This is a genomic window from Snodgrassella sp. W8132 (assembly GCF_016100865.1).
Taxonomy (GTDB): Bacteria; Pseudomonadota; Gammaproteobacteria; order Burkholderiales; family Neisseriaceae; genus Snodgrassella; species Snodgrassella alvi.
Genome location: NZ_JACFRQ010000001.1, coordinates 394,810 through 417,609, shown reverse-complemented (window position 1 = coordinate 417,609; position 22,800 = coordinate 394,810). Strand labels below are relative to the sequence as shown.

Annotated in this window: 11 protein-coding genes; 5 read left to right on the top strand and 6 right to left on the bottom strand. The window is 40.6% G+C overall.

Annotated elements, in window-relative coordinates:
* Nucleotides 1-10 precede the first annotated feature (10 nt).
* Nucleotides 11-5,833 carry a calcium-binding protein gene (locus H3U82_RS01855; protein ID WP_198208937.1) on the top strand — a complete coding sequence of 1,941 codons (5,823 nt, stop codon included), beginning with the start codon at nucleotides 11-13 and terminating at the stop codon, nucleotides 5,831-5,833.
* 179 nt (nucleotides 5,834-6,012) lie between these two features.
* Here H3U82_RS01855 and carB read toward each other — a convergent pair whose 3' ends face one another.
* The 4 genes from carB to guaB all read right to left on the bottom strand — a co-directional run bounded on the left by carB (nucleotide 6,013) and on the right by guaB (nucleotide 12,946).
* Nucleotides 6,013-9,234 (bottom strand): carbamoyl-phosphate synthase large subunit, encoded by a 3,222-nt coding sequence (carB, locus tag H3U82_RS01850; protein ID WP_198208935.1) that lies wholly within the window; start codon nucleotides 9,232-9,234, stop codon nucleotides 6,013-6,015.
* A 72-nt stretch (nucleotides 9,235-9,306) separates the two neighbouring features.
* A complete protein-coding gene (gene leuE, locus H3U82_RS01845; protein WP_198208925.1) occupies nucleotides 9,307-9,987 on the bottom strand; it encodes a leucine efflux protein LeuE in 681 nt (226 codons plus the stop codon).
* 57 nt (nucleotides 9,988-10,044) lie between these two features.
* Nucleotides 10,045-11,178 (bottom strand): glutamine-hydrolyzing carbamoyl-phosphate synthase small subunit, encoded by a 1,134-nt coding sequence (gene carA, locus H3U82_RS01840; RefSeq protein ID WP_084586677.1) that lies wholly within the window; start codon nucleotides 11,176-11,178, stop codon nucleotides 10,045-10,047.
* Nucleotides 11,179-11,485: 307 nt separating this feature from the next.
* Complete coding sequence (gene guaB / locus H3U82_RS01835; RefSeq protein ID WP_084550851.1) at nucleotides 11,486-12,946, bottom strand: IMP dehydrogenase; 1,461 nt, start codon at nucleotides 12,944-12,946, stop codon at nucleotides 11,486-11,488.
* A gap of 182 nt (nucleotides 12,947-13,128) precedes the next feature.
* Here guaB and H3U82_RS01830 point away from each other — a divergent pair, with 182 nt between their 5' ends.
* From H3U82_RS01830 to H3U82_RS01820, 3 genes are all read left to right on the top strand, one after another.
* Nucleotides 13,129-13,575, top strand: coding sequence for a DUF4124 domain-containing protein (locus tag H3U82_RS01830; RefSeq protein WP_078474736.1), 447 nt, complete (start codon nucleotides 13,129-13,131; stop codon nucleotides 13,573-13,575).
* A 104-nt stretch (nucleotides 13,576-13,679) separates the two neighbouring features.
* The gene (gene uvrC, locus H3U82_RS01825) at nucleotides 13,680-15,542 is read left to right on the top strand and encodes an excinuclease ABC subunit UvrC (RefSeq protein WP_084550848.1); all 1,863 of its coding nucleotides are present in this window, start codon (nucleotides 13,680-13,682) and stop codon (nucleotides 15,540-15,542) included.
* A 2,454-nt stretch (nucleotides 15,543-17,996) separates the two neighbouring features.
* Nucleotides 17,997-18,773, top strand: a complete 777-nt coding sequence (locus H3U82_RS01820) for an N-acetylmuramoyl-L-alanine amidase (protein WP_078474223.1) — start codon at nucleotides 17,997-17,999, stop codon at nucleotides 18,771-18,773.
* Nucleotides 18,774-18,902: 129 nt separating this feature from the next.
* On the opposite strand, the gene H3U82_RS01815 is transcribed toward H3U82_RS01820, so the two are convergent.
* Nucleotides 18,903-21,113 (bottom strand): bifunctional (p)ppGpp synthetase/guanosine-3',5'-bis(diphosphate) 3'-pyrophosphohydrolase, encoded by a 2,211-nt coding sequence (locus H3U82_RS01815; protein ID WP_084586664.1) that lies wholly within the window; start codon nucleotides 21,111-21,113, stop codon nucleotides 18,903-18,905.
* Nucleotides 21,114-21,308: 195 nt separating this feature from the next.
* Here H3U82_RS01815 and H3U82_RS01810 point away from each other — a divergent pair, with 195 nt between their 5' ends.
* Nucleotides 21,309-21,875, top strand: coding sequence for an adenine phosphoribosyltransferase (locus tag H3U82_RS01810; RefSeq protein WP_025331077.1), 567 nt, complete (start codon nucleotides 21,309-21,311; stop codon nucleotides 21,873-21,875).
* 81 nt (nucleotides 21,876-21,956) lie between these two features.
* On the opposite strand, the gene kdsA is transcribed toward H3U82_RS01810, so the two are convergent.
* Nucleotides 21,957-22,796 (bottom strand): 3-deoxy-8-phosphooctulonate synthase, encoded by an 840-nt coding sequence (kdsA, locus tag H3U82_RS01805; RefSeq protein ID WP_096765882.1) that lies wholly within the window; start codon nucleotides 22,794-22,796, stop codon nucleotides 21,957-21,959.
* Nucleotides 22,797-22,800: the final 4 nt, after the last annotated feature.

Genomic DNA, 22,800 nt, shown 5'->3' with positions numbered 1-22,800 from the left:
GGGAGAACTTATGAACTGTTTTACTAAAGGTGAAGATTTTAAGGGATATTTAAACTTAGAGGCATATTTAGCCGAAAATGCGTCCTATGATTTAACTGAAGCTCAACAAAAAGAATTAACATCAATTTTAAATGATATTAGAGAAAAAATAGCTAATGGTGAGGATGCAAATTATTCAAAAGCATATGAATATTTAAAATCAACTATACCACAGGGTAATCCAGATGCTGCAGGCTTAAATACTTGGTTAGACGTGGCAGTAGCTACTAATAGCCGCGGAGCTGGCGGATTTTTGAATAATGTTATTGATAAAGCTTTGCGCTTTGCTACTGATGTAATTATGCGCTCAAGACTATCGAAGTATGATGATAAGAACTATAACCATTTTTCTAATAATATGGCTGATGTGTTGCTGACTAATATAGCACAATCAGGAAAAGTCTCATTAGACGGAATTTTAAAATCAGACGCACAGGGTTTTACCCGTTTTGATCCTGAATCTTTAACACCTTCAGATTGGCCCGGTTCTGCACTGGACTGGCATAATCTTGATAATCTAGGTGCATTAAATCCACTCGGTTTTGTACAAACTTTAGGTAATCTTTATTTCGGATATAACCATTTTACCCTAGATCCTTTTAATTTCGGAAACTGGATATGTGAACATACTAGAGAATGGTTAAATTGGAATCGTGACGGTAAGTATTATATCTATGATCCTCTGGTACTGGATCTTGACGGAGATGGTATTGAAACAGTTGGTTCCAGAAAATTAAACGGGGCTGTCTTCGATCATGACGGAGATGGTATCCGCACGGCTACCGGCTGGGTAAAGGCTGATGACGGTCTGCTGGTTGTTGACCGTAATGGTGACGGTATCATTAATGACGGTACTGAACTGTTTGGTGACAGTACGTTGCTGGCTGACGGCACTAAAGCAAAAGACGGTTATGCTGCATTACGTGAATTTGACAGTAATGGTGATGGTAGAGTAGATGCGCAGGATAAACATTTCAATCAGTTACGTGTATGGCGAGATCTGAATCAGGACGGCATCAGCCAGACTAATGAATTGTTTACGCTGGAACAAGTTGGTGTTAAAGCATTGAATCTGGCTAATAAAAATACAAATACTAATCTGGGTAACGGCAATACTTTAGCGCAAATCGGAAGTTATGAAACTACAGACGGGCGTACCCATGAAATGGGTGATGTCAATTTTGAGCATAAGCCGATTTTCAGTGAGTATGCCGAAGAAGTTAAACTGACAGAACAGCAAAAACAGGCACCGAATTTAAAAGGTACAGGCCGGGTGCGTGACTTACGCGATGCAGCAGCGCTTTCAGATAAACTCGCTGAGCTTTTAAATACTTATTCGAATACCGAAACGCGGGCCGGACAATTGTCTTTACTAGATAAATTATTGCTGGAATGGGCAAAATCCGATCCTCAGTTTGATGAGAATGCTAAATATTCTCTGGGTACAGACTGGATAAGAGTTAGCTCAAATAGTGGCGGTTCAGGTTTTACACCTTCACAAGAAGGTGGCTTAAAAGTTGCAGATCCGGAATGGCTCAAAAAATTTGATACTTACAGCAATAAGCTGAACATTCTGAATGCTTTTACAGGTGAATCTTCTAAACTATTTTATGCAGGCACCGCAAAGCAACGTCAGAAACTTCTGGATACTATTGATGATACTTATAACAGTATCCGTGATAGCCTGTATGAAAGTTTGCTATTCCAGACACGTCTGAAACCATATCTGGAGAAGCTAACATTCAAATTAGAAAATGATCAGATATCTATAGATTTTTCAGATACTACTGCGGCTTTCAATCAGGTTTTCCAGCATAATCCGGAAAAAGCTTTTGTTGACTTAGGAGAATTTCTTGCCTATCAGTACGATGGTTTCTGGCCGGAAGGATTTAATCTTTTAAATCAGTATATTGATTATGCTAAAACTCATGGTGTATATGAACAATGGTGTAATCATCTGGGGCAGACGGCACAGGATAAACTGAGTGTATGCTCAGGCAGTGATGGCGACGATATTCTGATTGGTACCAATCTTCTGAGTGATGGCAGAGATATTATTAAAGGTGGTGCCGGTAATGATATTCTTATCGGCGGAATAGGCAACGATGACCTGGATGGAGGTGCTGGCTCAGATATTTATGAATTCGCACGCGGATTTGGTCAGGATGTTATTCACAATCATGATACCGGTACAGATAAAATAGATAAAATACGTTTTACTGACGGTATTTTAAGAAGTGAAGTGATATTTGTTCGCGAAGGTAATGATTTATTCCTGAAAATCAGAAATACTACCGATCAAATTAAAATAGAAAATTTCTTCATTAAAGATGGTCACGGCGGATATGAAATTGATCTGATTGAATTTGCTGATGGAAAACAGCTTAATGTAGAGGAAATCAAAGCATTATTGTTACAGGCGACAGATAATAACGATATTATTCATGGTTATGAATCAAATGATTCGCTGATGGGCCTTGCTGGCAATGATACTTTGAAAGGTCATGGCGGGGATGACTTGCTTGACGGTGGAGATGGTAATGATAACCTTGATGGCGGTGCTGGTAATGATGTATTAATCGGTGGTGCCGGTAATGATATTCTTTATGGCGGCGATGACGATGATATTATTATTGGTGGTACCGGTAATGATTATCTGGAAGGTGGTGAAGGCTCAGATCTATTCATCTTCGACAAAGATTTTGGCAACGACAAGTTACTCGAATTCAATCCCTCAGGTAAGGATATTAATACTGTATACTTTAATAATTGGATAAAAGATGATTTTATCTATTATCGCAAGGGTTTGGATTTTTATATTGTGGCTAAAAATTCAGCTGATTCATTACAACTTATCAACTTCTTCCGTGCTTCCGGTGAAAATCAGCTAGACTATATTAAATTCTCAGATGGCAGCCAGCTGGATATCTCAGATATTCGCACCCTTACTCAAAACGGAACTGATGGTGATGATGAGTTGTATGCATATGGTACAAAAGATACATATCTGAATGGCGGGAAAGGCAATGACCAGCTTTATGGTGCAAACGGTAATGATACATTGATTGGCGGCGACGGTAACGACCGTATTTATGGTGGTGCCGGTAATGATGTTCTGACCGGCGGCACAGGAAACGACTATCTGGAAGGTGGTGCCGGTTCTGATATTTATATATTCGGCAGCAATTTCGGTCATGATGTTATTAATAACTATGATTCATCCGGTAATCGTGAAGATATTATCCGCTTTACCGATAATATCAGTCAGGCTGATTTAATTTTCCAGCGTACCGGCAGTAATCTGGTTATCAGAACCCGTCAGGGCGATAACAGTATTATTGTTCAGAATTATTTTCAGAATGAAGCAAAAGGAAATTATCGAATTGATTTCATTGAATTTGCTGATGGTACCCGGTTAAATGTGCAGGATATTAAAAAATTAACCCAGACCGGTACTGATGGTGATGACGAGCTTTATGCTTACAGTAATGAAGACACCGTACTTAATGGTAGTCTCGGTAATGATTCACTATTTGGTGCCAATGGTAATGATACATTGATTGGCGGCGACGGTAACGACCGTATTTATGGTGGTGCCGGTAATGATGTTCTGACCGGCGGCACAGGAAACGACTATCTGGAAGGTGGTGCCGGTTCTGATATTTATATATTCGGCAGCAATTTCGGTCATGATGTTATTAATAACTATGATTCATCCGGTAATCGTGAAGATATTATCCGCTTTACCGATAATATCAGTCAGGCTGATTTAATTTTCCAGCGTACCGGCAGTAATCTGGTTATCAGAACCCGTCAGGGCGATAACAGTATTATTGTTCAGAATTATTTTCAGAATGAAGCAAAAGGAAATTATCGGGTTGATTTCATTGAATTTGCTGATGGTACCCGGTTAAATGTGCAGGATATTAAAAAATTAACCCAGACCGGTACTGATGGTGATGACGAGCTTTATGCTTACAGTAATGAAGACACCGTACTTAATGGTGGTCTCGGTAATGATTCACTATTTGGTGCCAATGGTCGTGATATTTTAATTGGTGGCGATGGTGACGATAAACTATATGGTAATGATGGTAATGACATTTTAATGGGTGGCACAGGAAATAATTATCTTGATGGCGGTAAAGGAATTGATGGTTATGTATTTTCTCGTACGGATTTAATAGGAAAATCTGTTAATCATATTACCGACTGTGACGGATTAGGTTATATCAGTATCGATAATGTTCGTCTAAATAATTTAAAATGGACTATCGATGCAGTAAAAGATACTGTATGGTATTCGGGGAAATTAAAGCTGGAAAAAAATGGCAGTAATCTGATAATAACTGGTGATTTTAATTCAAGCATTATTATTCATGATTATCATGATGGTGATTTAGATATTAATCTACCTGAACGTAATCTAGCCCCAGAAGTAGCACAGCATATTGATCCTTTGAATACCCGAGGAGGTCGTTTCTTTAGTTATCAGCTACCATATAATTTATTTAAAGATCCAAATCAATCAGATGAAATCTTTATTAGCGTAGAAGGTTTGCCTGACTGGCTAAATTATGATGAACATACTCAAACCTTGTATGGTACACCTGATGCAGATTTAAATGGTGAATTCGTTATTCAGATTACAGGAACGGATACTGACGGTTTAAGTGCTCATATACCGCTTCACCTAAATATTCAAGCTAATCATACACCAGAAGCTGTCGGACATATACAAGATCAAAGACTGGTTGCAAAACAATCATGGTCTTTTGGAAAAATCGACCATCTATTTACTGACCAAGACGGCGATAAACTGCAATATACTCTAAAAGCAGTTAACCCCAAAGATGATATCAACTGGCTGACTATTGATCCGATAACTAATCAGCTAAGTGGTACTCCATCTCAAAGTGGTTGGTTTACTGTTCAGTTAGTCGCTACTGACGAATTTGGTAAACAGGCAATTCAACAAATTGAGTTTGAAATTTTACCAGCTGATACGATTTTTGCGGAAAACAAAACCAGTTATGGAAATGATAAGAATAATGTTATTATCGGAAACAATCTGAATAATCATATTCATGGCAAAGGCGGAGATGATTATATCGAAGGAGGTGCCGGTAATGATAGCTTATATGGCGATCAGGGTAATGATTATTTGAATGGAGGCATCGGGGATGATTACTTATATGGAGGTAAAGGTAACGACATTCTTGTAGGAGGTTTGGGTAATGATTATCTGGAAGGTGGTATAGGCAATGATACCTATGTAATCAGCCGTGGTCATGGTCATGATACAATAGTTGAAAGTAATCAGTTCGAACAGGATACAAATATCATCCAGTTTACTGATATTCGATCTGATGAAGTCATTTATCGCAAAGAAGGGGCTAATCTGATAATTTCCGGATACTCTGATACTGATTCAGTTTTAATCAAAAACTTTTTTGGTAAAAAACAGCTTATACAAACTATTAATTTCGAAGATAAAAGCATAGATTGTAAGGAGCTTAAGCTGAATCAGATTAACACTTTAACTAAACGCAAAAAATTTACGGAAATCAGTGACAGGAGTCTTTATACAAATAGTAATAAAGGACAGAATATCAACCAAACTGGATACTTTGTCACGAACAGTACACATGAAGCTAAGATTGCTAATCAGGTAAATCGGCTGATTACAGCAATGACAGATATGTCTGTCGGTAATACAACTGGTTTTATGGCTCCTGAGCAGACAATATTACCTCATCAGCATAATACTGTAGCTGCATACTGGGGTAATTAACAACTGTACTTTAAAACAAAGCCTGCAATTTGATTTCAGGCTTTGTTCATACTTGAATTTAGTAAAAGACTAAAGCTATTACTTTCTAATGATTTCAAAGTAAATTTTTGTTTTTTTTTATTAATAAAAAAGCTGCTGGTTGCTAATTATGCAACCGGCAGCTTTTTATCTTGAAATAATTAGTTTTGCAGAGCTGTCTTTATGCGCTGATGTAAATTCTGAATACTGTAAACATCAGTACGGGATAAACGGCTTACACCTTCACTCATCGCTAAAGCACCTGCAATGGTGGTATATAAAGGAATACGCATATTCAGTGCACTACGGCGGATTGAATGGCTGTCTTTAATAGACTGTACATCACTGCTAACAGTATTAACGACCAGAGCAATCTCACCGTTTTTAATGACATCAACAATATGCGGGCGCCCTTCAGTTACCTTATTCACCACTTGCACATTGATTCCGTGCTCAGCCAGAAAAGCTGCTGTCCCGCGGGTGGCACATAGTCCGTAACCGAGCGACTGAAAATTGGTTGCCACCTGAACAACAGCAGGTTTGTCTTCATTACGTACAGCCAGAAACACTTTGCCAATAGTCGGCATATGCTCACCCGCTCCAAGCTGGGCTTTCAAATATGCTTCGGCAAATGTTTCACCAACACCCATTACTTCACCGGTAGAACGCATTTCCGGCCCGAGAATGGTATCTACGCCGGGAAATTTAATGAAAGGAAATACGGCTTCCTTAACTGCAAAAAATTCAGGAATAACTTCTTGTGTGTAGCCCTGTTCGGCCAATGAGATACCGGCCATAACCCTTGCTCCGATTTTAGCAAGAGACACACTTGTGGCTTTAGATACAAATGGAACAGTACGTGAAGCACGCGGATTGACTTCAAGTACGTAAACGATATCATCCTGTACCGCAAACTGCACATTCATCAGACCAATTACATCTAAAACCATTGCCATGGCTGCTGTCTGACGACGAATTTCATTCTGAATATCTTCACTTAGCGAATAAGGCGGAATGGAACATGCTGAATCGCCACTATGGACACCTGCCTGTTCCACATGCTGCATGATGCCGCCGATAACCACCTGTTTGCCATCACATACACAATCTACATCTACTTCAATAGCGTGGCTGAGAAAATAATCAAGCAATACCGGGCTATCATTCGATACTTGTACAGCTTCGCGCATATAGGTTTGTAATTCATTGGCTGAATGCACTACCTGCATAGCTCGTCCGCCAAGTACATAAGATGGACGTACTACCAGCGGATAACCAACTTCTTCAGCCAGTTGCAGTGCCTCTGCTTCAGTACGTGCTGTACGGTTTTCCGGCTGACGCAATCCCAGTTTATGCAGAATCTGCTGAAAACGCTCACGGTCTTCTGCTGCATCAATAGCATCGGCTGAGGTACCGATAATATTGACACCATTAGCTACCAGTTCATTAGCCAGTTTTAAAGGCGTCTGACCGCCATAATGCACAATGAGACCATCAGGTTGTTCTGTATGACAGATTTCCAGTACGTCTTCGAGGGTAAGCGGCTCGAAATATAATCTGTCAGAAGTATCATAATCTGTCGAAACGGTTTCAGGATTACAGTTCACCATAATGGTTTCAAAACAGGATTCGCGCAATGCTAATGCAGCATGTACACAGCAATAATCAAACTCAATACCCTGACCGATACGATTTGGTCCGCCACCAAGAATCATAATTTTTTTACGCTGTGTCGGTTCCGCTTCGCATTCTTCTTCATAAGTTGAGTACAGATAGGCAGTATCGGTAGCAAATTCCGCTGCACAGGTATCTACGCGTTTAAAAACCGGATGCAGATTCATGGCATAACGATGCTGCCTTACACTGGCTTCATCCTGATTAAGCAATTGTGCCAGCCGTTTATCAGCAAAACCTTTGCGTTTAAGTTTACGCAAATAACTGTAATCGATATCTTCCAGTCTGATCGCTGTTAGTTTCTGTTCTTCGCTAACCAGATCAGCAATCTGTGCCAGGAACCACGGATCAATAGCACAAATTGTATAGATTTCCTCTAATGAAAAGCCAGCACGAAATGCATCGGCGACATACAGTATCCGTTCAGGACCGGGATTAGCCAGTTCACGCTGAATGGCTGCACGGTCACTGCTGCGGCAATCAAAGCCGCTCAGACCAACCTCCAGACCGCGCAGAGCTTTATGGACAGACTCCTGAAATGTACGGCCGATAGCCATTACTTCCCCGACTGATTTCATCTGTGTCGTCAGGCGATCATCTGCGGACGGAAATTTTTCAAAGGCAAAACGGGGAACTTTAGTTACCACATAATCAATGGAAGGCTCAAAGGAAGCTGGTGTGCGTCCGCCGGTTATATCATTTTGCAATTCATTCAGTGTATAGCCTATTGCCAGCTTAGCTGCGATTTTGGCAATCGGGAAACCGGTAGCTTTAGAAGCCAGAGCAGAAGAACGGCTGACACGCGGATTCATTTCAATCACAATCATTTCGCCGTTTTGCGGATTAACGGCAAACTGTACATTAGAGCCACCGGTATCCACACCGATTTCACGCAGCACTGCCAGAGAAGCATCACGCATCAGCTGATATTCTTTATCCGTCAGTGTTTGTGCCGGAGCTACTGTAATCGAATCACCGGTATGTACGCCGCACGGATCAAAATTTTCTATTGAACAGATAATAATGCAATTGTCGGCACGGTCACGCACCACTTCCATTTCATATTCTTTCCAACCCAGTACAGACTGTTCGACCAGTAATTCATGAGTAGGTGAAGCATCGAAACCACGTTCACAAATAGTAATAAATTCATCTTTATTGTAGGCAATACCGCCGCCACTACCGCCCATGGTGAAAGACGGGCGAATTAATGCAGGAAATCCAACCTGCGCCTGTGCCTCCAGTGCCTGCTCCATGCTATGGCAAATAAAGGATTTCGGGGTATGCAGACCAATTTTATTCATTGCTTCTTTAAAACGGCCGCGGTCTTCTGCTTTATCAATTGCATCTTCGGATGCACCAATCAGCTCTACCTGATATTTTTTCAGAATACCGTTATGCGCCAGATCAAGAGCACAGTTCAGTGCCGTTTGTCCGCCCATCGTTGGTAAAATGGCATCGGGACGTTCTTTTTCAATAATTTTTGCCACTGTCTGCCACATAATCGGCTCAATGTAAGTAACATCAGCCATATCCGGATCTGTCATAATCGTAGCCGGATTGGAATTAACCAGAATGACTTTATAGCCCTCTTCACGCAATGCCTTGCATGCCTGAGCTCCGGAGTAGTCAAACTCACATGCCTGACCAATTACAATAGGACCGGCACCAATAATTAGGATAGATTTTAAGTCTGTGCGCTTAGGCATACTGATACCTTTATCAAAAATTATCTGTTAATTTAGCGGTACGGCAAGATTGATTTTCTGACAGTCAATCGGTCATTTGATACTTGCCGTCCATAATTTCAGTGCAAACGCAATAAACATCAGCCCGATTGTGGCTACTGCCCCGGCAGCCAGACGCTGATAGTGACGAAACCACTTGACCAGCGATAAACCACTGAATATCAGTACGCTTAGATAAGTCAGGCTGAAAATTTGCAAAATAATAGCCAGCAGTAGAAAACTATATGCCGGGTGTGAGTAATGCGGATCAACAAACTGAACAAAAAAAGCCAGAAAAAACAAAATTGCTTTCGGGTTTAACAAACTGAGCAGCAAAGCATGCTGAAAGAAATGACGTGCCGGAAGCGGTTTACTGGCTGCTGCCGGCTCACACAATGATTGTCTGAAAACATCTGCAGCAGCATTCTGACGTCTGTTCCATTGCTTAAGAGCTGAACGCAGCAACTGCCAGCCCAGATAAAACAAATACAAACCACCGACCAGTTTCAGTATTAAAAACAATGCAGGTATGGTTTTGATAATTGATGTTGCACCTGAGGCTGAAAGCAACATCAAAATACTGTCACCCAGAAATATTCCGGCAACCGCACAATAAGCAGCCCGTGCTCCATATTTTCCGGCCATGGCCAGACAATACATTGAATTTGGTCCCGGCAGAAGAACAATTGCTATGGCACCGACAATATACGTTCCCAGATCAGTAATACCAAACATGGGGATTCCTGTACTTTTTTACTATTCTCAATAAATTTAGTTCGTAATATCACGCAATTAATTTTTATTTGCCGCCTGCATATGTTCGATAAAGCGGTCAAAAAGGTAGGCAACATCATGCGGGCCCGGACTGGCTTCCGGATGTCCCTGAAATGAAAAAGCCGGCTGACTGGTCATGCAAATACCTTGAAGTGAACCGTCAAACAGCGATTTATGAGTAATACGAACATTTTCCGGTAAAGTATCTGCATCTACTTCAAAACCATGATTCTGACTGGTAATCACAACCCGGCCGGTATCCATATCCTGTACCGGATGATTGGCTCCGTGATGACCAAAAGGCATTTTGCGGGTTTTCGCCCCTAAAGCCAGACCAAGCAGCTGATGTCCCAGACAAATACCGAATAGTGGCAGTTTATGTGCCAGAATTTCCTGTACAGCTTTAATGGCATAATCACAGGGTTCCGGATCACCCGGTCCGTTAGACAAAAATACGCCGTCAGGATTCAATGCCAGTACTTCAGCTGCCGGTGTAGTAGCAGGAACCACAGTCAGACGGCAGCCCCGTTCACTCAGCATACGCAAAATATTGGTTTTTACCCCGAAATCGTAGGCAACCACATGATATCTGGCTTGTTGCGGTTGAACATAACCCTGCCCCAGCTGCCATTCACCCTGAGTAAATTCATATTTTGCAGAACAGCTTACTTCCCGTGCCAAATCTTTTCCGGCCATGCTGCCAAAAGCACGTGCCATTTCCAGAGCCTGTTCTTTATTTGCATCGGCGCCAGTCAGAATACAGCCGGCCTGTGAACCTTTATCACGCAGCAAACGGGTAAGGCGTCGGGTATCAATATCTGCGATTGCCACAGTATGCTGACGTTTCAGATAATCGGACAGGCTTTCTTGCGCACGAAAATTACTGTGCAATAAAGGTAAGTCGCGAATAATTAACCCGGAAGCATAAATTTGTTTACTCTCAATGTCTTCACTGTTGATACCGGTATTGCCGATATGCGGATAAGTAAGAGTCACCATCTGCTGAGTATAAGACGGATCAGTGAGGATTTCCTGATAGCCAGTCATGCTGGTATTGAAGACTACTTCACCAACTGCCTGCCCGGCTGCACCAATGCTGACACCATGAAATACGGAACCGTCAGCCAACACCAGAATTGCACTTGTAGTCATGGATGAGTCCTGTGTATTTAATAGACCGTCAATAACGACAATCTGTTTTTTATGGATTAATAATCGTGCTTCCAGTTACCAGTTGCAGGCAAAAAAAAACACGCCACTTCACGCAAAAAGCGTGAGCTACGTGCTTGATTATGGCAGAGACATAAAATCTGACACTGCCATGAAAGCAATGCATTTTAGCTAATCTTCTCTGCTTTGGCAATGCAGATATTACTAAATAAAAAAGAAAATTTTTATTAATTTACTGGGCAGCCCGCCGGCTGCCCATTAGACTGACTGCAAATTTTACAACACTATTTTAGCGTACATGATAATTCGGCGCTTCTTTGGTGATTTGCACATCGTGTACATGCGACTCACTCATACCCGCTGCGGTAATTTCAACAAATTCTGCCTTATCATGCATCTCATGAATGGTTTTACAGCCCAGATAGCCCATACTGGAGCGTAATCCGCCTACAAGCTGATGGATAATCTGGCTGATTGGTCCTTTATAAGGTACCCGTCCCTCAATGCCCTCCGGCACATATTTATCAGCACTGGAGACATTATCTTGAAAATAGCGGTCAGATGAGCCCTGGCTCATGGCTCCCATTGAACCCATACCGCGATAGGATTTATAAGAGCGTCCCTGATAAAGCTCGATTTCGCCCGGTGCTTCTTCAGTACCGGCAAACATACCGCCCAGCATTACTGCAGAGGCGCCGGCTGCCAGCGCTTTAGCCAGATCACCTGAAAAGCGTATACCACCGTCAGCAATCAGCGGCACGCCGGTACCGGCAAGTTCTGCAGCCACATTATGAATAGCGGTTAACTGCGGCACACCTACACCGGCTACTATACGGGTTGTACAGATAGAACCCGGCCCGATGCCGACTTTAACTGCATCCGCTCCGGCTGCAACCAGATCACGCGCAGCAGCGGCTGTTGCTATATTACCGCCAATGACATCTACATCCGGATAATGCTGTTTTACCCAGCGTACACGTTCTATTACACCCTGACTGTGTCCATGTGCTGTATCCACCACCAGCACATCTACTCCGGCCTGTACCAGTGCAGCTACCCGCTCGTCTGTGTCTTTTCCGACTCCTACTGCTGCGCCTACTCTCAGCCGCCCTTCACTGTCTTTATTGGCATTAGGAAAAGCTGTGTTTTTTAATATGTCTTTTACCGTAATCAGACCTTTCAGCGCCCAGTCTTCATTCACTACCAGCACACGCTCAATTTTATGTGTATGCATTAATTCACGCGCATCATCAATACTGGTAGTTTCACTTACAGTAACCAGACGCTCACGCGGGGTCATAATGCTGGATACTTTTTGCTGCAGATTACGTTCAAAACGTAAATCCCGGTTAGTGACCAGACCAACAACTTTACCATTTTCCAGCACCGGTAAGCTGGAAGCTTTGTATTTACGCCCGGGACCAATTAAATCGCTAATCAGCGTATCAGGCGTAATGGTTACCGGATCCTTGACCACACCACTTTCATATCGTTTAACATTGGCTACGGCCCGTGCCTGCCGTTCAACACTCATGTTTTTGTGAATAATGCCAATACCGCCTTCCTGAGCCATGGAAATAGCCAGCTTAGCCTCAGTAACCGTATCCATCGCCGCTGAAACCAGGGGTAAATTCAGATTAATCCGGCGGGTAAGCGGAGTTTTCAGAATAACGTCGCGCGGTAGTACTTCAGAATGAGCAGGTACGAGCAGCACGTCGTCAAAAGTGTAAGCTTTTTCGACTATACGCATTTTAGGGCTTCTTTTTAGAGGATGAGAAGAAATTTAGATAAGGGAATTGGCGGGTAATTTTAACAAATATACGACACACTCGCAAAATATACTTTTACATAAACCGGTCAATTGGCAAACATTGGTTTTTTTTATCGTATAATAGTCAAAACATATATTTTCAAACCCAAGGAAAAGTAAACATGCGTCACAAAATACTGAAAATGTCACTGGCAATGGTACTGATGGGCAGCACATTAATAGCAGGTGCTGTGGAGGTATATACATGGCGTGATAACAAAGGCGTAAATGAATACTCAGACACCCCAGTAAATCTTTCACCTGCTAAAACTCAGCGTTTTAATGTGCGCACACAGGTTGCCACGCCTGTGGCAGCACCTCAGCCTAATGCTGAAGCCAGTTCTGATTCAATAACAGAACAGCAGGCAAAACTTAACCGTAAAATTGAAGAACATAACAAGCTGACAGATGAGCGGAACAAAAAAATTGAAGAACAAAACAAGAAAAACCGTGAAGCCGCCTGCAAAACTTCGAAGATGAACCGCCAAATGGCTGACAGTCTGCGCACCAATAATCGCGATGCGCTGATTAAACGTTATGATGAAGACGTACAACTGAATTGTAAATAAACTTTTACTCTTGACTATTTTACTCCTTATCCATAAGTTGTTTACGCAGCTTATGGACTTTTTTATGGCTGCATACATAGTTGTTAACCAGATATACCATTACTATGACCAATACCACAGCCACATCATCCAGCAATGCTGACAGTAATAAATTTGATATAGCCCTGTTTCTTAAAAACCTGCCTTTAGTGCCGGGGGTATACCGAATGCTCGATGCAAATGATAAAGTATTATATGTGGGCAAAGCAGTGAATCTGAAACGTCGTGTCAGCAGCTACTTTCAGAAAACCAATTTATCGCCCCGGATTCAGCTTATGGTGAAACAAGTGGCGCGAATTGAAATTACAGCCACTCATTCAGAAACAGAAGCATTGATTCTGGAAAATAACTTTATCAAGGCATTATCGCCGAAATACAATATTCTGTTCCGGGATGATAAAAGCTATCCTTATCTGATGCTGAGTGGGCATCAGTTCCCGCAAATGGCGTATTACCGTGGCAATCTGAAAAAAAATAACCAGTATTTCGGTCCTTATCCTAATGGCTATGCGGTACGTAATAGCATCCAGACATTACAGAAAGTATTCAGACTGCGTACTTGTGAAGATAGTGTATTTGAACATCGCGACCGTGCCTGCCTGCTTTACCAGATTAAGCGTTGTTCTGGGCCATGTACAGGGCATATCACAGTTGAAGATTATCAGAGCAGTGTTAAAGCTGCGATCAGCTTTCTGGACGGAAAAACCAGTGAACTGACTGCTTCTTTGCATACCAAAATGCAACATGCTGCTGAACAGCTGGATTTTGAAACGGCAGCACAGGTGCGAGATCAAATTCAGGCACTGGGACTAATGCAGTCTCAGCAATTTATAGACAGCAAACAGGCTCGTCACAATGACATTGATATCCTTGCGTTGGCTGAAGAAAATGATATTGTATGTATTCACTGGGTTAGCATTCGCGGCGGCCGGCATGTCGGGGATAAAAACTTTTTTCCAGATACCCGCTACCGTGTTACTGAAAAACTCAATCACTATGGAGAGGCATTTGTTGCACAACACTATCTGGGTAAAAATAAGCCGGATATAATCATCAGTAATTTTCAACTGCCCAAAAGTCTGTGTGAAGCACTGAATAACGAAAACGGTAAACAGATTCAGTTTATTCATAAAACTGTAGGTGAACGGCGCGTATGGCTGAATATGGCGGAACGCAATGCACATATGGCGATTGAACAGCATCGTTTACAGCAGCATAGCCAGCAACACAGGATTGAAGCACTGGCTCAACTGCTTGATATGGATGCAGAAAATCTCAACCGGATAGAATGTTTTGATATCAGCCATACTCAGGGCGAGGCTACTATTGCTTCATGTGTCGTATATGAAGATGAAGCCATGCAGCCTGCTAAATATCGTCGCTATAATATTACAACCGCAAAGGCCGGTGATGATTATGCCGCCATGCGCGAAGTATTAACCCGTCGCTACGGACGACTGGCAGATAATGATGACAGTATCGGTGCGTGGCCGGATCTGGTGCTCATAGACGGAGGTAAAGGTCAGGTGCATATGGCTCTGGATGTATGGCAGGAGCTGGGTATTCATATTCCGATAGTCGGTATTGCCAAAGGTCCGGAACGAAAAGCCGGTCTGGAAGAACTGATTATTCCGCATCAGCAGCGCAATATCCGGATAGAACCGCACAATCCTGCCCTGCATTTGTTACAAACTGTCCGGGATGAATCCCACCGCTTTGCCATTACCGGCCATCGGCAGAAACGTGCCAAAGCAAGAGTCACTTCTTCACTCAACGACATACCGGGTATTGGCAGCAAGAGGCGTCAGGCACTATTAACCCGTTTTGGGGGGTTACGCGGCGTGGTTGCCGCCAGTGTGCATGATTTAAGTCAGACGGAAGGTATTAGCCTTGCTCTGGCCGAAAAGATATATGATGCTTTACATTAATACTAATAAATTAATCTGATTACTATCAGTTATATCAATATTACCAATAAACAATACCGGAATATTCAGAAATTTTATTTACAATACTGAATATACAATTATGGAATGCCTGAAACATTGCTGCCTGGGTAAATATCTTTTTTAGATAATACTGGGTATTTTCAGAAATGTGTCAAAACAATATTTATCTCTTCATCAGACTACATGCTGATGACCGGAAACCAGAGATACCGGATATTATTAATAATTTCCAGTAATGTTACCAGTGCTACCAGCTTACAGACAGCGTACAGAAGGCAGAAAATTTTAATCAGAATCCAGCTTAAATATTTGTTTTTCTTTACATTAAAAAGAATACATAAATATAATTATCTCTGAATTTGTTAAATGGAATAATAAAATGACAGAAATAGTTCAAATTTCTTTACATAAAAAATTATCTAGAAATTTTTTAATATTATTTGTCAGTTATTTCATATTTATACTGTGTTCAGTTGGAGCACTCTTATTTTATTTTTATGATGAATGTGAACGATCAGGTGCATGTTTCTTTTTAGGTTTAATAGCACTGATTAATTTTTTGGTTTTTTTATTTTCTATAGTTATTAAAGCTTTAAAGGCAATTTTTTCCCGGACTGAAAATAAACAATCACTTTCATTTAACTTTTTACTAATCAATTTTACACTATTTCTTATTACCTTTTTTATCAGTATTTTGGGTTATAGATTATTAAGTATCTATTATAATCAAACAGATATTGTTTTAATTAATATTCTCTGCTGTTCTTTTTGTATCTTTATCTGTTTTTTAATTTTATTTTTCGCCAAAATAATCAAATGGCTTTTCTTACGTTCAGCTTAATGATAAAAATTTTAACTAATTAATTCCGGAAAAAAGCAGATGAACTTCACTCAATACTTACTGCAAAATAAATATGATGACTTGTATCGTTATATATTTAATTAAGAATCAATATACTTATTCCGTGTTCAATTATTTATAACATCAGCACCAAATGCAGCATTTTAATCAGAAATGTAATAGCCCGAGCCAGAATTAATTTTTAAACAGTCATTCATAATATACAAACAGCTAGTGATAAATCTGAATATTTTAATGAGTTCAGCAGCAGATAATATTATTTTCCAGTTGCTGTAATTTAAGGCAATTATGATAACTGACTCATCAATATAATGATCAATTGTATATATGATTTAAATCAAACCACAACATTTAAATATATTTAATTTAAAAAATTTATATATAATAAAATAATTTTTATTGACAATAAAATTTAAATATGATTCAGCATTACTTAAATCGCAGAAAATTGATCAGATTTTTAATTAACTATTTAATATTTACAATAGTTTTTTTCATTATACTCGAACTCCCTAGCGGTTTTAGAGATATTAATGAATTTTTTACACGAGAGTCAGTTTTGGGTCTGATGGAAATAACTTTCATTCTCTTTTTATACTTCTTTTTTTTGTTCAAAACGACTAAAACTATTTTCATTCGCAACAGCAAAAATCAATCATCTTCTTTTAAATCTTTATTTTTTAAATTAGCACTTAACATTGGTTTAATTTTGCTATTTCACTTTGTTGTTTATTTATTAGGTATCGACAGAGATTTAGCGTACACTATTTATGGTTTAATGATATATTTCATTTTATATTGCTGGGCAGTCAGTTTTTTTATACTAATAAATATAAAAATCATAAAATATTTTTTACGGGCAGAAAAAAATGTTCAGATTTCTTCTTATAGACTTGTATCCGAAGATTTATTTATGTTTTTAACTAGTTACTCATTAGTTATAATCTGCATGATTGGATTTTACTATTCTATTGGTGATTATACTTACCAATTCAAGCTTTTGCTTGGAATCGGAAAATTAAACTTAATTCTGCTCGGAATTAATTTTTTAACTTTTATATTGATTATATCTGTTTCTACTATTAAACCTGTAAAATATATTTTTTTTAATATTGAAAATAGTGAATCCTTTTCATTTATTTCTTTACTTAGCAGCTCCGGATTATCTCTGATAAACTGCCTCTTTTTGTTTTTTATTAACGGTATATTATTTTTTATAGAATCTTCACAACTTATACAACTTGTTTTCATTTCAGGTGAAATTTTCTGCTTGTGTATCTTTATTCGTTTTTTTATTTTACTTCTCGCTAAAATAATTCAATTATCTTTCTCTTTCTTAACCGGGATAAGAGATTTTAAATAAATTAATACAGAATAAATAACAAAATATTTATATCTTTATAATAATTAAAAATTTTCATTTAAAATATTATAATTAAACTATTATTTTCATGAATAAAGTATTGCTTAATAAAAAATAAACTATATAATTTATTTACCTAACTTCTTTAGCTTAGGTTATTAATTTAAATTATAAAAAATCTTAAAAGCATATAAAAGGAGAAAATAATATGTATAATATTGACTACAATAGCTATCGCTCTATAAACGGTTTTAATCAGCGCGTACGTTTTTTAATATTGCATTATACTGCTGAAAATTTTGCTGATTCGATCAAATCACTCACCGGTCCAAATACGAGTATTCATTATCTGATTCCAGATGAAGCAGAAGCAAGCTATCAGGCAGCCGGCTTTAAAGAGCTGCGTATTTTTAATCTGGTGGCAGAAACAGACCGGGCTTGGCATGCAGGTGTCAGTAGCTGGCAAGGTCGTAGTAATCTGAATGATACTTCCATAGGTATAGAAGTTGTTAATCTGGCTACCGATAATAACGGTATATTTACTTTTCCATCCTATGGAGTAAATCAGATTAAAGCGCTCAAACAACTAGCTCTGAATATTCTCCAGCGTTATCCGGACATTACGCCAACTCATGTTATCGGCCATTCAGATATCGCACCACAACGCAAAAGTGATCCGGGTGCGGCCTTTCCATGGAAAGAACTGTACAAAGCTGGAATTGGCGCCTGGTTTGATACAAAAACCAAATTAAATTATCTAATCCAATTCACAAAGCAAGGGATACCTGATAATGCAACCATTTTAAAACAATTAAATCGTTATGGTTACGATATCACCGGTGCTGACGCTGATGCTGAACAATTCAACAAACTGATACGTGCTTTTCAACTGCATTTCCGTCCGACAGACTATAGCGGAAGAGTGGATTGCGAAACGGTTGCTATCTTATACGCTTTAATTGAAAAATATTTTCCGGAGGCATAAAACTCTCTTACTTAAAAGAAATAGATATTAAGCAGTTTGAACAAGCCACGAACATAGGTACAAAGTCCGTGGCTTGTTCAGATAAATGATAAATAAGCTGATAATTTATCCGCAGCGGATAGCAATTGCTTATAAACGGGTTACTGAGAGTACACCTTTAACATCGCTCAAATGGCTAAGTACCCGGGGTAAATCATTTACCTGTTGTACTTCAACAGTAAATCGCAACTGAGCTTCCATATCACGTGATAACGTCTGTACCGCAGTAACATTAAGCCGGTTGCGTGCCAGTGTTTCAGAAATATCACGCAATAATCCACTGCGGTCTCTGGCACGAATTTCAATATCAATAGCAAAAACCTGTCCGGCTGAATCACTTGCCCAGGATGCAGGTAACACTTTATCCGGAGAAATCTGAGCCAGATATTGAAACGAAGAACAATTGCTGCGATGGATTGAGATACCACGTTCCCGTGTTACAAAACCAATAATTTTGTCTCCGAATGCCGGTTTACAGCATTTAGCCAGTGTCGTAAATAAACCAGCCTCACCATCAACGAGAACACCACCAAAATTTTTCTTAATTTTACTGCGTTTGACTAAATGGTTTTCTGTTACCGGTGCTTCCGGTTTTTCCAGTAAAGTATCGACTGCTTTCTGAATCATGCGGCCGGAAACTTCACCATGCCCCATAGACAGATAAAAATCATCTGCACTGGAAAATCCCAGAGCTTCAGCCAGCTTATGAATATTTGGCTGTACCTGCATTTTTACTAACTGTTTTTCCAGCGCAGCACGTCCTGATTCCCGTATGGATTCACCGTTCTGCTGCCGGATAAACGCACGAATCTTACTAATGGCTTTATTACTTTTCACCCAGCCATCATGCAGCCAGTTAACTGACGGTTTACCTTCGCGTGCAGTAATAATTTCAACCCGCTGACCATTCTCCAATGGTGTGGATAACGGAACAATCTGTCCGTCTACTTTGGCACCGCGACAACGGTTGCCAATATCTGTATGTAATGCATAGGCAAAATCAATCGGTGTGGCACCAGCCGGTAAAGAGAATACCTTGCCATGCGGAGACAGAACATAAATAGTGTCATTAAAAAGTTCTGTCTGAAAAGCACGTGACAGATCTTCACGGCTACTATCGTTTTCGGCGATATTTTCGCGCCAGTCGAGCAACTGACGTAACCATGCTATTTTATGTTCATAGGCTTCATTACCCTTGCCACCCTCTTTATAGCGCCAGTGAGCGGCCACCCCAAACTCTGCATAACGATGCATATCAAAAGTTCGAATCTGGATTTCCACGCCTTTGTCTTCAGGTCCAACGACAACAGTATGCAAACTTTGATAATCATTGGGTTTAGGATGAGCAATATAATCATCAAATTCACCCGGTATAGGCTGCCATAAGCTGTGCACGATCCCCAGAGTGGCATAACAGTCTGCTACTGTATCCACCAGAATGCGTACTGCCCGTATATCATACAAACCATCAAAGCTCAGTTTCTTTTTTACCATTTTACGGTAAATGGAATAGATATGCTTTGGTCGTCCGGCCACTTCAAAATGCATATTCAGGCGGCTCAGTTGCTGTCTGAGGGTATCAACAAAATGTTCAATATAGTCCAGACGCTCAGTACGCTTTTCATCCAGCAGACGGGCAATTTTCTTATATTCATCCGGATTCTGATAACGAAAACTTAAATCCTCAAGCTGCCATTTCAGCTGCCATACACCCAGACGATTTGCCAGAGGGGCAAAAACTGTCATGGTTTCTTTAGCTACGTCCTTTTTTAATTTTTCGTCGGTGACTTTACTCAGGTAGCTCATGGTCTGGGCGCGCATAGCCAGTTTAATCAGTACGACCCGGATATCCGATACCATCGCCAGTAACATCTGTCGCATTGCTTCAGCCTGCTGCTGCCGTTCCTCCTGTGTAGCCAGAGGGCTGATGCTGACAAAATAAGTAAGCTTCTGTACCTGATACAAACCTGCAACCAGCTGCATTACACTGTCACCACATTCTTCTTTGACAATATTTTTCCAGTCAGTGACATAATTGGGCAGACAGCTCAGCATTGTGGCGGCAACAGCATCGGCCATCAAATCCATATCTGCTACCGATTTAGCAGCAGCCATTAAATTGATATACAGATCTTCACCGGCAAAGGTTACCGCGTCTTTCGGATAGCTGTTATTTACCAAACTCTGGGCATGCCGGAGCATTACTCCCATCGCTGCTGGTAAGGTGGCAATATAATCATCTAACCAGACACACGGTAAGCATGGATTGGTGACAAGAGCTTGATCAGGCGTGCTAACCATGTTATCAACCTGTTGATTTGTGTAAATTATGGCGACCATTTTACCAAAACAGACCATTTTATGCTTCATATTAGGCTGTAGAAAAACAGGAATAGTGCTATTATGCGCAACTTTCGCATACACTATATGCAAATAACTTCGCTCGTCCTGCGTTTATAGCTTTCGCATATAGTCTTTATTTTTAAAGGATTTATAATGCAGACTCATCCCGAAGTCATAGGTGTTGACGCGCTGGCCGAAAAAATTCGCAAAATTCCGAACTGGCCGCAGGAAGGAATTTTATTTCACGACATTACTCCGGTATTACAAAGCCCGCAGTACTTCCGTCTGCTGGTAGATTTAATGGTTTACCGGTATATGGATCAGAAAATTGATGTTGTAGCCGGTCTGGATGCACGCGGTTTTATTATCGGTGCTGCTCTTGCCTATCAGCTGAATGTCGGTTTTGTTCCCATCCGTAAAAAAGGCAAGCTTCCTTTTACTACTATTGCGGAAAGTTACGAACTGGAATACGGACATGCAACCATCGAAATGCACACTGATGCAGTAAAACCGGGCACTCGTGTGCTGCTGGTAGATGATCTGGTTGCCACCGGAGGTACGATGAATGCCGGTGTAAAACTGATTCGTAAACTGGGTGCTGAAGTAGTAGAGGCAGCTGCAATTATCGAATTTACTGATTTGCCCGGCGGCAAAAAAATTCGAGATGAAGGAGTACCATTATTTACGCTGTACCAGAATTCCGGTTCTGTTGAGCAATAAAATCCTTCTGGTTGAATTTTTACCTGATCAACAAAAAAGCAGAGCAAAACGCTCTGCTTTTTTATACAAAAATATATTTATTCAGTTAATATCCAGTACCGGCATGGTTTTTACCAGCTCATCCACAGCTTTAACCTGAGCAAGAAATGGTTCGAGCAAATCCAAAGGTAAAGCGCTGGGACCATCGCAACGTGCCTTATCCGGATCAGGATGTGATTCAAGAAATAAACCGGCCAGCCGGGTAGCCATACCGGCTAATGCCAGATCCAGTACCTGACTGCGACGACCGCCTGAAGCGGCAGCATCAGCCTGACGTTGCTGCAATGCATGGGTTACATCAAAAATAACCGGTAAATCAGCACAAACTTTTTTCATCACCCCAAAACCCAGCATATCAACTACCAGATTATCATAACCAAAGCTGCTGCCACGCTCACACAGAATAAGCTGCTGATTGCCGGCTTCATAAAATTTTTCAACAATATTCTTCATCTGGTGCGGGCTTAGGAACTGAGGTTTTTTGATATTAATTACTTTACCGGTTTGTGCCAGTGCCACCACTAAATCAGTCTGACGGGCTAAAAACGCCGGCAACTGTAATACATCAGCAACCTCTGCTACTGGCGCAGCCTGATAGGGTTCATGTACATCGGTAATCACCGGCACACCGAATTCCTGTTTAACCGCAGCAAAAATTTTCATTCCCTCTTCCAGCCCTACTCCGCGATAGGAATGAATGGAAGAGCGGTTGGCTTTATCGAATGAGGCCTTAAAAACCAGCGGAATGCCCAGTTTACGGGTAACCTCTGCATAATGTGCACATGTGCGCATTGTTAAATCCAGATTTTCCAGTACATTCAGACCACCAAACAGTACAAACGGTAAATGGTTGGCTACTTCAATATTGCCTACACGAATAATTCCG

Coding starts and splice junctions, on each gene's coding strand:
- H3U82_RS01820 (WP_078474223.1), top strand. CDS start 17,997: ATGTATAATATTGACTACAATAGCTATCGCTCTATAAACGGTTTTAAT.
- H3U82_RS01855 (WP_198208937.1), top strand. CDS start 11: ATGAACTGTTTTACTAAAGGTGAAGATTTTAAGGGATATTTAAACTTA.
- guaB (WP_084550851.1), bottom strand. CDS start 12,946: ATGCGTATAGTCGAAAAAGCTTACACTTTTGACGACGTGCTGCTCGTA.
- H3U82_RS01815 (WP_084586664.1), bottom strand. CDS start 21,113: ATGGTTAGCACGCCTGATCAAGCTCTTGTCACCAATCCATGCTTACCG.
- carA (WP_084586677.1), bottom strand. CDS start 11,178: ATGACTACAAGTGCAATTCTGGTGTTGGCTGACGGTTCCGTATTTCAT.
- H3U82_RS01830 (WP_078474736.1), top strand. CDS start 13,129: ATGCGTCACAAAATACTGAAAATGTCACTGGCAATGGTACTGATGGGC.
- leuE (WP_198208925.1), bottom strand. CDS start 9,987: ATGTTTGGTATTACTGATCTGGGAACGTATATTGTCGGTGCCATAGCA.
- H3U82_RS01810 (WP_025331077.1), top strand. CDS start 21,309: ATGCAGACTCATCCCGAAGTCATAGGTGTTGACGCGCTGGCCGAAAAA.
- uvrC (WP_084550848.1), top strand. CDS start 13,680: ATGACCAATACCACAGCCACATCATCCAGCAATGCTGACAGTAATAAA.
- carB (WP_198208935.1), bottom strand. CDS start 9,234: ATGCCTAAGCGCACAGACTTAAAATCTATCCTAATTATTGGTGCCGGT.